Here is a 13,538-nt window from a genome sequence, read left to right on the forward strand (position 1 = left end):
TCTTAGATTGTTTGGTAAGATATGGACAACACTCTTTGGATACCCGTTTAAAAATTTTTAAAACCTTAAAATAAATTATAATGCAATCAATTTTCCTTATATCCCCAAAAGAACATATCATCTTTATGATCGATTAAATGAAAACCCGATTTTTCTAAGACTCTTGCTGAAGGAATGTTCGTATCCAAACACTCAGCCGTTACCTTATTTACGTCTGGACGTTCAAGGAGCCATTCTGTTAATTTTGAAACCATTTCTGTGGCATATCCTTTATTCCTAGCTTTACTGACTAATCCATAACCAATCTCTACGACTCCCTTGTCGTTAGGGCCGCCTTTACAACCAATCTCCCCGATTAGTGTATTGCTTTCCTTTTCAATTACAATCCTGCTCCAGATTGATGTTTCAGGTTGTTGTTTCAGTTTTTCTTTTTTTTGCGGAATACGTTTTGCATAAGTCGAACTCGGCCATTCTTCTGAAACTTTGCAACCTAAAACTTTCTCTAATTCACTTCTTCCCTTTAAAGTGGCCTCTACCATTTCATATGTAAAAGAAATTATAAGAAGACGCTGTGTTTCAACCATACTGATTTCCCCATTTCCTGTTCATAACTTTTTATTGGCACTAGGAGCTCACCGCGCGCCCCGCGGAAAGCGAGCACCTGGAGCGGAAATTAACCCTTTCAAAAGCAGCAAAGTTTACGAACCCCCCCTTTATTTTAACTGATTTTCCCATAAGAAAAGAGACTTCCATAAAAGTCTCTTTTCTTATGCTGCTTATTCAATTTCTTTTTCAAGTTTGGAGTGTCGCTTTGAATATAAGAAGTATATAGCACTTCCGATGCCAAGCCAGATGATGAAACGAACCCATGTGTCTCCATCCAGCTGCGCCATTAAGAAACCGCAGAATATAATTGCTAGTAAAGGAATCCATGGAACGGCAGGGCATCTGAAAGCACGAGGCAGATCAGGCTGTGTTCTTCTCAGCACAAGTACTGCTACTGAAACAAGCACGAAAGCAGACAATGTCCCGATATTAACAAGTTTTGCAAGCTCGTCAAGCGGTATCAGCGCTCCCATTAGTGCAGCGACTATTCCAAAGAACCATGTTGAACCATATGGAGTACGGTACTTTTTATGAACCGTTCTAAAAAATTTTGGCAATAGTCCATCACGTGACATCGCATAGGATACACGCGTTTGTCCATAAAGCATAACAAGCATTACAGTTGTCATCCCGAGGATTGCCCCAACATCGACAATTCCCGCTACCCAATTCTGACCAGCCATTTGAAGAACAAGAGAAATAGGATGATCTTCGTTCCCTTTAAAATCAGGATACGGAACAACTCCAGTCATAATGCTTGTAACAATCACATAAAGGAACGTACAGACAAGCAGGGAGTAGATGATCCCTTTAGGAAGATCCTTGTTTGGATTCTTCGTTTCCTCAGCTGCTGACGCGATCGCATCAAACCCGATGAATGCGAAGAACACTAAAGCTGCAGCCGCAAAGATTCCTTCCATGCCAAATGGCGTAAACGGCGTCCAGTTCGCCGGCTTAACGTACCCGACAGCCACTACGATAAACAGGATGACAACGGCTACTTTAATGATAACCATGATGTTGTTTACTCGTTTTGACTGCTTAACACCTATTGAGAGCAAGAGGGTAATCAGCATAACGATTAAAAATGCAGGAAGATTAAAATAAGATGTTAGACCGGGGACCGCCCCTGGTGCTGCACTTAGAGCAGCTGGAATATGGATGCCGAACCCTTTTAATAGAGATTGGAAGTATCCGGACCACCCTACTGAGACAGCACTTACCGCCAAGAGGTATTCCAAGATCAAGTCCCACCCGATAATCCATGCCAGAAATTCCCCCAGCGTTGCATACGTATACGTATATACCGATCCTGAAACAGGTACGGTAGAAGCGAATTCTGCATAGGAAAGTGCCGCAAATAAACAAGCTAGACCGGCAATCACGAACGAAATAATTAGCGCTGGCCCAGCAGTTAAAGCACCAGCACCTGTAAGGACGAAAATCCCTGTTCCGATGATCGCTCCTATACCGAGCATCGTCAAATCCCAAGTACCGAGCTCTTTATTAAGAGTTGTTCCTGTTTTAGAAGCTGCAACAAGATCAGCGATACTTTTCTTTCTGAAAATACCCATAAGAATCCTCCATAAAATAAACTGTTTATTTTTTGTAAGCTTCTCTCTTTTTTATAATTCGTAATTTTTCGATATTTTGTGGTGGAGTAAAAAATTGCTAGTGTGCTTGTACCCTAGCTTATGTAATTATTCTTTCCATAAAAAAGAGCAACTCTGTTATTTTTTCAGAGTTGCCCTTACTATTCCCATTTTTAACTATTTCAATGTACCCTCATCAATCTGATTCATTTCCTTGACGAACCTGCCATCTTCCATAGTATAGGAAACGAATATGAACAGAAGATGAACAGCTAATTACAATCTCGGAACATCAATGATCATCATCGGCATTAAAACATGAATCATGTAGCTAACTCCTTATCACGTTATGTTTTCAGAAACTACGGACGTTTCTTTTTCAGGCACCGCCAGGAATACGACAGCAATCACAATAAACGCCCCGCCTAAGAGCTGGTACACTCCAAATGATTCGTTCAGCCACGTAATGGATAAAACAGTAGCTACGAGCGGTTCAATACTAGATAGCAAGCTTGTCTCAACGGCAGACAAGTACTTTAAACTGCCGATATATAGAACGAAAGAAACCGTTCCGCTTATTATGATCAAGATAAGCATGGAGAATGTGCTTACCGTTAATGAACCAGTCATCTCGAAAAAGCTAAAGCCGGGATTCGCCAAAAATAGGACGATTCCTCCAATTAGCATCCCCCAGCCCACAATAATGGACGTTCCCCATCGCTTAATAAGTGCAGCAGGGTGCAGCGTGTAAAACATAAATCCAAGCGCTGTTAATCCCCCAAAAATAATTGCTTTCTTTGATAATACAATATCCTGCACAGATCCGTTTGTAATCAAATAGAAAACGCCAGCTAATGCTGCAAACAATGCGATGAACTGCATGGATGAAGGCAGCTTTTTGTTAAGAACCGCCACCCATATCATAATAAAAACAGGACCAAGAAACTGAAACAAAGTAGCTGTTACAGCATTACTTATGTAAACCGTTTCGATAAAGGCATATTGCGCTCCAAGCATGCCAAGAACCGAAAAGATCACAAGCTGAATCCATTGACTCGGATGTTTCCATATCGTAAAAATATCTTGTTTCGCAAAAAATAAAAAACTTAATAGAATGATACCCGCTGCTATTAAACGGACAACTAAATAGTCAGCAGATGTCAGTTCTGTTTTTTGAAAAAGCCACTGAATCATCGGACCAGAAATTCCCCATAGCGTGGCACCACTAATAATCATAATTAAACCTATTTGACGAGACCGTTTCATGAAGCATACCTCCTAAGCTGCAACTTGCTTTTACACATATTAAATGATAAGCATAGAGGTATTATAATGAAGTTCTGACTCTATAAAAAGTGTCAGATTTTTAAAATACAAGGGGGTCAGTTTTGTGGTTGAGATCACTCCAAGCCTTGATACGCATAGTAATAAACCTCTATACATGCAGCTTTACCTTTTTATTAAGCAAGAGATAGAGAACGGCAACCTGGCACGACAGACAAAAATGCCATCAAAACGAAAGCTGGCCAAGCATCTGAACATCAGTCAGAACACCATCGAATCGGCTTACAGCCAGCTTGTCGCAGAAGGCTATATCGAATCCATTCCCCGCAAAGGCTATTTTGTTTGTGAGGTCGATCGAAACCAATTAGTTGTAAATAGGAACATCTCAGCTGTTAGAGAGAAAACGTACAGAGATACTCCATATCGCTTTGACTTTACCAATACAGGCATTGAAGTGAATGCTTTTCCTTTTTCGGTATATCGAAAAATAGCTGGTGAAGTGATCAGGCCCGAGAATAAAGAGGTTTTATTGCTAGGCCATCCTCAAGGAGAATATGGTCTACGGGAAGAGATCTCGAAATACGTATATGAATCCCGCGGTGTACGCTGTTCACCAAGCCAAATCATTATTGGAGGAGGAACACCTTATCTAATAAAAATCCTCTTTCAGCTCTTGAATGCTAGTACGTTTGCTGTAGAGGATCCTGGCTATCACCGAAAGTTAGTCTTATTTGAAAATCGGCATGAAAAAGTAAAGATGATACCGCTGGATGAAGGGGGATTAATCGTTTCAGAACTAGAAAAAAGCGGAGCGAATGCCGTTTTTGTAACACCTTCTCATCAGTTTCGCTGCGGAATGGTCATGCCTATAGCCCGGCGATTACAGTTGTTGAAATGGGCCGAAGAAAAGATAGATCGCTTTATAATAGAGGATGATTATGACAGTGAATTTCGATACGAAGGAAAGCCGATTCCTGGTCTTCAAGGACTAGATACGTACGAGAACGTCATTTATATGAGTACTTTTTCAAAAGCTCTTATTCCTTCTTTACGCATAAGTTATATGATTCTTCCGAAGCCGCTTTTAACAATCTATCAAAATGAGTATTTTTTTTACACACAAACCGTTTCTCGCATCGATCAGGAAATTTTAACGCGTTTTATAAAAGAAAGACATTGGGAAAAGCATATAAACCGCATGAGGGTCGTTTATCAGAAGAAAAGAGATGCAGTTGTTGCTGAAATTTTGGGGTGTTTTCCTGAATCTGTTGAAATAATCGGCCAGGACTCAGGACTTCATCTGTTAGTACGGCCGAACAATGGAATGTCAGAAAAAGAGCTGGTTGAAAAAGCCGCTGCATACAGCATTAAGGTCTATCCCGTTTCTGCATACGGCAGATGTGATCATCAAACCGTTTTGATGGGTTTCGCTGTGCTGTCTGTTGAAGAAATTAAGGATGCTGTTGAGCTCCTGGCCAGAGCTTGGTTTAAATAAACGGCTGTTTCCGGATACATTGTTGCTCTTGAATGTAATTGATTTCCGCTCCAGGCTGCTCGCTTTCCACGGCGTGCGTGAGCCTCCTGCCGCTTTGCGCCATTAGGAGTCTCACATTAAAAGAAGCATTTGTGCTCCTGCATCTACAAGTAAACTCAGCGAAGCGCAATTCCTCGTCGCATGCCCTGCGAAAAGTAATCTCAGGTTGTAGGCACGCACCTTGCGCTTCAATCAACTTGCAAATGAAGAGCTAACAGCAACAATCCTTTCGAAAAGAGCCAAATAAATAAACTCGCGGGAAGGAGTTCCCGCGAGTTTATTTATTCCTTTTTTATTATTTCTTTTGGTTCTAATCGCATTAAAACAATTCAGTGGTATCTACTTGTTTTGAACAACCGTTTAAAATAAAGGCAGGTTCAGCTGGTTCTTCCATTAGTATTTCAGAACAGATATCTTTGTATATGCCTTTGTCTTGTCCAGCATAAGCATCATGGGAATTATCAAACGTGTAATGATATTTTTTTCCGTCAAAAACAAGATCCTTAAAGATGGGGTCTCCTTCCATTGTATAGCTCGTGATTCGAATTTTATCTTTCATTTTAGCATTCGTATTTGCTAAAAACTCATGAAACCGCTCAATATTGTAATACTCATATCCCCATATAATATCTCCTCTCTTTTTTGCCTCATTCATGTTGTAAGCTTCTGAAGGGGGTTCGTGGATAGGAAGAAGAGCTGTTTTCTTACCGTCTCCATTATCATATAATCCGTTTAACCAAATACCTGCCGTAATCATAGCGACTAAACTTAAAATCTTCATTTTGCCTCCTGAAATTTAAGTCCATTTATAGATTAGACGATAAACAAAATGATTTAGTCGCAACTTTCCACTTAACACAATAAATGTAATTTAAGTTAAAATGAATTTATAATCTTTTTCATTAAAGTCTGCTTAACTAAAAGGAGAAATTTTATGAATTTAGAACAAATCAAATACATTGTAGAAGTTGCTAAAGAAAGTTCGATCACAAAAGCAGCCGACAAGCTTCATCTCTCCCCTTCTGCGATCAGTCAATCCATCACACAACTGGAAAAAAAGTTTGGCATCTCGATATTTACCCGTTCCAGGCACGGCACAATACCGACTCCCGAAGGAAAATTCATCGTGTCTAAAGCGTATGAAATTCTACATAAGATGGATGAACTGCAAGAAGAGCTTTCTATTAAACAAAAAGCAAAAAGACTAGCATTAAAAGTAGGCTGTGCACCAGCACTCACCTATACGGTGTATGATGCCTTTATCCTGTTTCATGAGCTGTTTCCTGAGGTCAACGTCATGATCAAAGAAATCGACCAGGATAATATTTTAGAAGAAATTAAGAATGGAAGTATCGATATTGGGTTAAGTTCTTTTACAGAGTATGATCTATCTTCTATGAAGCATGAAAAAGGAATTGGGTATGAACCGCTCTACACTGGTCATGTCTGTGTATGTGCAGGAAAGAAATCTCCACTATACTATAAGGACTTTTTAACCCCTGATGAACTGGCCGATCAAAAGATCGTCATTTACAATTCAAAAGGCGGAACAACGTTTAATGATACGTATTTCAATAATAATCAAATCTTGTTTTCATCAAACAACGTTGAAGTGTTGCGATCAGCTATTCTAGACGGACATGCGTTTTCTTTCGTCTTGAACTTTACTTTTAAAAAGAACCCAGATGTACTTAATGGAAATTTAGCCCTTATTCCATTTAAGAATCCAGATCTTATTCTTCAAGATTTTTGGACGCTATATCCTCTTACAAAAGGATTCACGGCAGAAGCAAAAGAATTCGATAAAATCGTAAGGTATTTACTAGATCAATAAGTTAGTTAGCATTCTGTTCTTTCTCTAGCATACTCTTTTGATAATAAAAGATTAACTTATCCAGCATCTGACTTTGTTTTACAAGTTCATGATTAGAAAAATCATTTGAGCTCGGTCTAAGCTCATACATTTTCTGACGGCATCTTTTGATTTCTTGCAATAGTAAATGCATCTCGTAATCCATTAAAGCAATCCCTTTCTAGCACACTAGTTTATTCCATTTTCTGTTTATAATTTAAGGATAGAGCGAACCCCATTTTATGTAAATTTAATGTTTTTTAATAGTTTTTCAGTATTGCTTAAGTTAGTGGAAGGAGGATGGTACTTGGAAACCTCTCTTTATTTTGTTCATTGCTGCGGTCACAAAAAGATTTGAGCTTTTCCGCTTGTGTTGACGAAAATTTTATGAATCAAAAGTCACTGTTTTAAGGAAATTTATGTTAAAATCAAATGTGGTCATGAATGTTATTTGAGGTTAATAGAGGGGGAAAACTTTTGCCAAAATTTCTTCTGCATGTAGAAGGATTATTCGTATTTTTAATAAGTGTGTATTTTTACTTTCAGAATGAATTTAGCTGGTTGTTGTTTATTCTGTTATTCTTTAGTCCTGACTTATCCATGTTAGGCTACCTCATTAATAATAAAATTGGTTCAATATGTTATAACCTTTTTCACACTTACATTTTAGCAATCATCTTATTAATGGCAGGATTTATTTGGTCAATCGACCTTCTCCTTGCATTAGGACTGATCCTCTCTGCCCATATCGCCATGGATCGATCAATTGGATATGGACTCAAATACCCTAGTCACTTCAAAGATACTCATTTACATAAAGTGGCGTCTTAAAAATTTCCACTTATATATCAATTATTTTTCCAATCACATTAGACAAGCCTGCGGCGGTGAGCCTCCTCGACGCTTTGCGTCCATAGGAGTCTCACCTTCAATGATGTATGTGTGCTCCTGCGTCTGCAAGAAAATCCTGACGATGCGTGTTCCTCGTTCCATGCCTTGCAAGACGTATAATCAGGTGGCTGGCACGCTGGAGTCTCGCACCTTGCGCTCCAATCAACTATCAATGAAGTACTTAAAAAAATTCATTAGCAATAATCTGTTAGAAAGGAGCTTTATAAGAGGATAGCCAGCAATACTGGCAGCGTGATTAAAGAGAGAAGAGTACTGACTAATGTAGCACTAGATACGAAGTCTGGTTCTGTGCCAAATTGAAGGGCGTACATGGTCGTATTCGCCGCAGAAGGCATGGCCGCCATTAAAATCATGATTGCTTTAAGCATTGGGTCTATCGGTAAAAATAGGGTGATAGCATACGCGATTATCGGTGAAACGAACAATTTTAGTAAGAGTGAGTATGTCAGCTTTTCGACCTGAACATTGCGCAAAGAAATTTTCGCAAGCTGCATTCCCAGAATAATCATGATGGTCGGAATGGCCGAGTCTGCGACTAAATCTAGAGCTTCTGCAATGGAACCTCCTATTTTGATATCCAGCTGTTGAAATATAACACCAGCTATCGCACCATATAAGATCGGCATTCTTACTACTGCTCTTAGCGCAGATGAGACTCCATCGTTTTCAGGACTTCCTTTTGCTGCGTAGTAAATGCCGACCGTGCACATCACCAGCTGCTGAATGACCATTAACACAACCGCATAATCAAGGCCAGCAGCACCAAAAGCAAAAAGTGCGACAGGTGTTCCATAGTTTCCGTTATTCATGAAGGCTGACGCGAGAATCACTCCGCACGTCTCCCGAACAGTGTATTTTTTAATAAAGCTGATTGCATATACGAACGCAATAAGTGTGAAACAAAGCATTAGCGTGTAAATCAGCATGTACCCATATGTCTTCGTCAAAGTAGTTTCATAGAAAGTCCGGAAAACAAGAAAGGGAGACATAAGGTATAGAGCCATTGTTGAAAGCGTTTGTGTCTCAAAACCGATTACCTTTTGACCGATAAATCCGATAGAAAAGATAGCGAAAACCGGCAAGACGATACTCAGAAGTTCTAACATGTATAAACCTTCTTCCTTATTCACTTCATCTATCGTAACATACCATTTAACTTGACTTGATATGATTAGCTCTGTTAAATAAAAAAACAAAAAAGGCTTTACTGTTTGTGAAAGGAAGCCCTTTTGGTATCATTAACTCTTTTCCATGATGTCAAAATAATTTTCTTCATTATCTGCAAAGTTAAATCCCCTGCCAGAAGGCATATATACAATCTCCCCAGCCACAAAAATTCATTCCTCATAATCCATATGCTTTTTGCCTTTCCACTCATACGCATTATCTGATTGCGTTTCAATAAAATGGGTACCTATACGACAACCTTGCATAACATGATTAGATAAATTTATCAGAGGTGGTTCGTATGAAACACAATGATTCGGGTGAATGTTTCCAGCCATTTATCAGCCCTAACCCAATTACATCATTTAATCCTGTTCAAGTTTGTCCAACGATTGATAAAAGTGCATTTATTAGTCCTTTTACCAGTGTGATCGGTGATGTCACCATAAGAAAAAATGTTTACGTGGCTCCTCTTGTAAGCATACGTGCAGATGAAGGTACTCCTTTTCACATTGGATCCAACACTAATCTTCAGGATGGCGTAATCTTGCATGGCTTAAAAGATAAATTCATTAGTGTAGATGGAAATGATTATTCCATCTTCATAAGCAAGGGAGTCTCCATCGCACATGGAGCTCTTGTGCATGGACCTTGTTATATCGGAAAAAAGGTATTTGTTGGATTCAAAGCGATTGTATATGACGCTATTGTAGAAAGCGGATCTTTTATTTCGTATAATGCTGTCGTCACCAATGGTGTTCATGTTGGTAAGAATCGGTTCGTTCCCCCTGGAGCTTATATCGATTCTCAAAAGAAAGCAGATGCTCTTTCAAAGGTACCTGCTGACAGCAAAGAATTTGCAAGAGAAGTACAGCGAGTCAATCAGGAGTTTCCGGCTGGTTATCATTTATTGTTTGGCGATTGCCGCTGTTCTTGCGGTGTTACTTATACCGATCACGAATATGAATACAAAGAATGTAAAGAAGATTAGTGCCTCTTGAAGGAGCAGGATACGAGATTCATAGTGAAGACTAGGACCAAATTATAGATTCGATTGTAAATAAGAGGAAAGCAGCCGTTCCATTGGACGGCTGCTTTTTTAATACTATTAATTGTTAAACTAGTTTTTTAGGCTAATCCTAATAATTTCATAATACTTAAAATCAATACCCCAATCATGCCGAAATCTGAATCACCAAATGTCGTTCCTTCAAAACCGACATCCCCTAATAACACCAAAAGAATGGCAGGCAAGAAACTAATGATTAGGCCATTAGCAAATGATCCGAACATCGCACCTCTTCTACCGCCTGTGGCGTTACCGAAAACACCAGCAGCTGCACCCGTAAAGAAATGTGGTACTAACCCTGGAACAATTACTTTCAATCCAACAAGTGGATGCACAATAATAAACTCTACTGATCTATAACGTATCCTAGGCACAGTTTGACCGTTTTGTTGTATAAAAACAAACAAAAAGACGCTGATTTACCAGCATCTTACGCTTGAAAATTCCTGTCATAGTGGCAAAGTTTTAATTAAAAATGAAAAACCGATTCTTTTTGCAGAGTCGGTTCATTTCATCGTATATTTATCTGTTTTTTTATTTTTTAGACGGTAGATTTAACGTAAAGCATGTTCCCTTTTTCAACTCGCTCTTAATCATAATTTGTCCGCCCATCTGCTTTACAATTTGATGGCATACGGTTAACCCCAGGCCAGTCCCTTTTTCCTTTGTTGAGTAATACGGGCTGCCTAGTTTTTTTAGCTGGTCTTCGGTCAATCCCACACCGTTATCTTTAATTTTAATGGATATGAAGCCGTTGGAATTTTTTGCAGCGGATATCCAGATCTCCCCTTCGCTTTTAATCGCTTCAATCGCATTTTTGATGATATTGATCAACACTTGCTGGATTTCTAGCTTAAGCCCCTCGATTTCAAGAGATGGTTCCACTTGCTGTGTGATTTGAATGCTATTCAGTATGGCGTAAGAATGCATCACGTCAATCGATTGTTGAATGACAGAAGTTAAATCAATGGTTTCATATTGATTGGTTTGCGGCTTAGCGAGCGCTAAATATTGATTAATGATTTCCTGCGCCCGATCTAATTCCTCAATCGAAATGCTTATGTACAATTGCTGTTCCTTCGTTAACTCTTCTTTTTGCATTAACTGCATAAACCCCCGGACAGATGTCATCGGATTACGGATTTCGTGTGCGACCGAAGCTGCCAGCTGGCTGACAACATTCATTTTTTCTGTTCGAATCAGCTCTTGTTTCATTTCAATTTGCTCATTCATATTTTCAATTAAATATATAATTGCAATCAGGGTTGCCAAAATAATCAGAGAAGAACTTAATTCAAATAAGGTTTGCCGATTGTCTCCTTTTATCTGTAGAAAAATCCCTCTTGTGATCGGGATCATCATATAAAATAAACTGATCAAGATGACTTTCCCTTTTATACGATAACGGTGATATAAACTCGTTACAGGGAGTAACAATAGACAAAATACTGTATAATTTCCAAATAGGATTAACAGCTTCTGGTCTGTAAAAGCACCGATAACTAGCAGGGCCAAAAAGGCTGCAAAACCTGCCCTTTTGCCTCCGTATAAAAAGGATAATATGATAGCGACCGCTTTAAAGTCATACTTATAGATATCGAAATAATAGACAGGCTGGCTCATTGTAAAGATTAATATAATCAGCATGAACAGAAAAAATTTCGAACGGATTCTTTTCCGTTTCTCTTCTCTTTCATTAAAAAACACTTGATAGATAAGGATTGTAAAAAGAATGAAGACCACGTGCAAGCACATGCTTTGAATAGATTCCCACATACCGTTCCCTACTTCCTAGTTTTACCTGTCTTTTTGATTTTCGACAAATTATAGGGATATCCTTGTATATAAAACTAAATTCTAGGTATTTATATCTATCATTATGGAAGCTTGTCTTTTAAAAAAATTTCCGCTGACGTGCTAGGTTTATCTACTAAGTACAGGCGCAGCAACGCACCCGTTAATCAAGGAAGATATTCACTAAATATTCAACTATTAAAGCTAATATTGAAGTAATAATGATATCAATGACTATCCACTTCTTTTTTCGCTTTTTATATTCCGGCTCCATAAAATACCTGATAGCATAAACGATCGTGAAGATGATGAGTATTTCGATAATATTCAGATCTTATCCTCCTCTTTTGTTCAAGAACACGCTGGTTGAATAAAAAGTTAGAGATCTCTTTATACTCGCATACAGCTACTATTTTGGTGTATGCGCCTTAATTGAGTCGCAAAAACGCATGACATTTTTTCGTGTCATGCGTTTTATTTTATAAAGTGAGATGTATTATTTCCGCCAAAAATGTGTATATTCTGCTTTGTCCTGAATATTAAATTCAATCATTTTCTCAAGTAATTCGTAATTTACCGGCTCTTTCCAAGGTATTCGAAACAAGCCTTTGGTCGCACTGTAGCCAGCTTGTTTGATGTCATCAGCGAACTTCTCCATGGTTACCTCTTCGGGTGCAACGCTCAAATGATGCTTTGCTGTGGAAAAGCCAATAATATATGTACCGTGATCGGAAAACATCGGTGTATTCCACTTGATTTGCGGTTCTAAATTTGGAAATTTGTTAGCCACCCACGCCAAAATTTCCTCTGTTCGTTCGCGGTGGTCCGGGTTATCGATACCAGCTAAGTATTTTGAGAATACTTCCATGTCTTCCTCCTTTGATGCTAATACTTTCAAAATTCAAATTCTCAACAATGTCATTTTATTTTATAATCACTTATCTTCTCAAGCAATCCGTAATTGACGTGCGTTACAGAGTTACTGTTTAACATCTTACATATTTTCGTTTGAAACCAATCTTCCCTTTTTCTACTTGCTTTTGAATACTGTCGGAAGCGAGTAAGAAACTGCTTTTTTTCTTCTCCCGTTTAATCTCAACTGGGCCGACTGCTTTAGCCGTCTCGACCGCCTTATCATGGAGCGGCAAATATGAAACCCCCACAGTGTATATAAAATTATTCATAGCAGATTTTGTTCGATCAGGAGAATCGTGAATTGTATTTTTCACCTGAGCAAGCATACTGGCAATCTTGCTTTCGTCAAATTCAACATCCGGACGATTACCCAAAAGCCAGCAGTAGCAACTCCAGCCAGCTGACATTTTCAGCTCTTCACCGCTAGCGATCCATTTATCGGCAACGACTTGTGCAATATCCGTTTCAGCTAAAGTTACTGCAACCACATAATCAGACAACATGTAAAAATACGCAGCATCAATCCAACGCTCAAAATCCGCCTCAGTCATTGCTTTTGGATCTGCAATTATGCCTGCAAAGTACATTGCATCGTAGTTGCCTGTAGCGTAAAGCTCCTCAGCCAAAGGTTGATCTTTTATAATTTTCTTGGCGATTGGTTTCATTTGGCCTGTAGCCACACCAAAAAGCGGCTCGTGCGCGCCATTTGATATGTAAATTTTCTTGGTGCGTTCTTTACCGAGAGCTTCAAGCTCTTGCATAACCATTTGTAAATTCATTTGTTTCACACTTCCTCCTATATATCGTTATAGA

13 protein-coding genes and 2 pseudogenes are annotated in these 13,538 nt (G+C 38.9%); 4 read left to right on the plus strand and 11 right to left on the minus strand.

The genetic code is table 11. The features are described from left to right. Positions 1–86: 86 nt before the first annotated feature. From ABE41_RS16595 to ABE41_RS16605, 3 genes are all read right to left on the minus strand, one after another. Positions 87–584, minus strand: coding sequence for a GNAT family N-acetyltransferase (locus ABE41_RS16595; RefSeq protein WP_066292719.1), 498 nt, complete (start codon positions 582–584; stop codon positions 87–89). A 192-nt stretch (positions 585–776) separates the two neighbouring features. Beyond that, positions 777–2,180 carry a branched-chain amino acid transporter BcaP gene (locus ABE41_RS16600; RefSeq protein WP_066292724.1) on the minus strand — a complete coding sequence of 468 codons (1,404 nt, stop codon included), beginning with the start codon at positions 2,178–2,180 and terminating at the stop codon, positions 777–779. Between the two features lie 360 nt (positions 2,181–2,540). Then, positions 2,541–3,464, minus strand: a complete 924-nt coding sequence (locus ABE41_RS16605; protein ID WP_066292729.1) for a DMT family transporter — start codon at positions 3,462–3,464, stop codon at positions 2,541–2,543. Between the two features lie 124 nt (positions 3,465–3,588). On the opposite strand from ABE41_RS16605, the gene ABE41_RS16610 reads away from it, so the two are divergent. Then, positions 3,589–4,977, plus strand: coding sequence for a MocR-like pyridoxine biosynthesis transcription factor PdxR (locus ABE41_RS16610; protein ID WP_066292732.1), 1,389 nt, complete (start codon positions 3,589–3,591; stop codon positions 4,975–4,977). A 358-nt stretch (positions 4,978–5,335) separates the two neighbouring features. Here ABE41_RS16610 and ABE41_RS16615 read toward each other — a convergent pair whose 3' ends face one another. After that, positions 5,336–5,797: a DUF4362 domain-containing protein gene (locus ABE41_RS16615; RefSeq protein WP_066292734.1), complete on the minus strand. Its 462-nt coding sequence runs from the start codon at positions 5,795–5,797 to the stop codon at positions 5,336–5,338. Between the two features lie 153 nt (positions 5,798–5,950). Between ABE41_RS16615 and ABE41_RS16620 the strand changes: the two genes are divergently transcribed. Beyond that, positions 5,951–6,850: a LysR family transcriptional regulator gene (locus ABE41_RS16620; RefSeq protein ID WP_066292736.1), complete on the plus strand. Its 900-nt coding sequence runs from the start codon at positions 5,951–5,953 to the stop codon at positions 6,848–6,850. A 1-nt stretch (position 6,851) separates the two neighbouring features. Here ABE41_RS16620 and ABE41_RS16625 read toward each other — a convergent pair whose 3' ends face one another. After that, positions 6,852–7,034 (minus strand): aspartyl-phosphate phosphatase Spo0E family protein, encoded by a 183-nt coding sequence (locus tag ABE41_RS16625; RefSeq protein WP_066292738.1) that lies wholly within the window; start codon positions 7,032–7,034, stop codon positions 6,852–6,854. A 311-nt stretch (positions 7,035–7,345) separates the two neighbouring features. Here ABE41_RS16625 and ABE41_RS16630 point away from each other — a divergent pair, with 311 nt between their 5' ends. After that, a complete protein-coding gene (locus tag ABE41_RS16630; RefSeq protein WP_066292741.1) occupies positions 7,346–7,699 on the plus strand; it encodes a DUF4260 domain-containing protein in 354 nt (117 codons plus the stop codon). Between the two features lie 281 nt (positions 7,700–7,980). On the opposite strand, the gene ABE41_RS16635 is transcribed toward ABE41_RS16630, so the two are convergent. Then, entirely contained in the window at positions 7,981–8,886 is a 906-nt protein-coding gene (locus tag ABE41_RS16635) for an AEC family transporter (RefSeq protein ID WP_066292744.1), read from the minus strand. Between the two features lie 132 nt (positions 8,887–9,018). Then, a pseudogene (locus ABE41_RS21405) lies at positions 9,019–9,105 on the minus strand (VOC family protein); the annotation flags it as partial. Positions 9,106–9,248: 143 nt separating this feature from the next. Here ABE41_RS21405 and ABE41_RS16640 point away from each other — a divergent pair. After that, positions 9,249–9,938: an LbetaH domain-containing protein gene (locus tag ABE41_RS16640; protein ID WP_066292747.1), complete on the plus strand. Its 690-nt coding sequence runs from the start codon at positions 9,249–9,251 to the stop codon at positions 9,936–9,938. A 137-nt stretch (positions 9,939–10,075) separates the two neighbouring features. Here the strand turns inward: ABE41_RS16640 and ABE41_RS16645 are convergent. The 4 genes and pseudogenes from ABE41_RS16645 to ABE41_RS16660 form a co-directional block, all read right to left on the minus strand. Beyond that, positions 10,076–10,357, minus strand: a pseudogene (locus ABE41_RS16645) (PTS transporter subunit IIC); the annotation flags it as partial. 193 nt (positions 10,358–10,550) lie between these two features. Beyond that, complete coding sequence (locus ABE41_RS16650; RefSeq protein ID WP_066292751.1) at positions 10,551–11,792, minus strand: ATP-binding protein; 1,242 nt, start codon at positions 11,790–11,792, stop codon at positions 10,551–10,553. A 514-nt stretch (positions 11,793–12,306) separates the two neighbouring features. Further along, positions 12,307–12,678, minus strand: a complete 372-nt coding sequence (locus tag ABE41_RS16655; protein ID WP_066292753.1) for an iron chaperone — start codon at positions 12,676–12,678, stop codon at positions 12,307–12,309. Positions 12,679–12,796: 118 nt separating this feature from the next. After that, the gene (locus ABE41_RS16660; RefSeq protein WP_066292755.1) at positions 12,797–13,504 is read right to left on the minus strand and encodes a DNA alkylation repair protein; all 708 of its coding nucleotides are present in this window, start codon (positions 13,502–13,504) and stop codon (positions 12,797–12,799) included. Between the last annotated feature and the right edge of the window lie 34 nt (positions 13,505–13,538).

It is taken from the genome of Fictibacillus arsenicus, assembly GCF_001642935.1.
In the GTDB taxonomy this organism is placed as follows: domain Bacteria; phylum Bacillota; class Bacilli; order Bacillales; family Fictibacillaceae; genus Fictibacillus; species Fictibacillus arsenicus_B.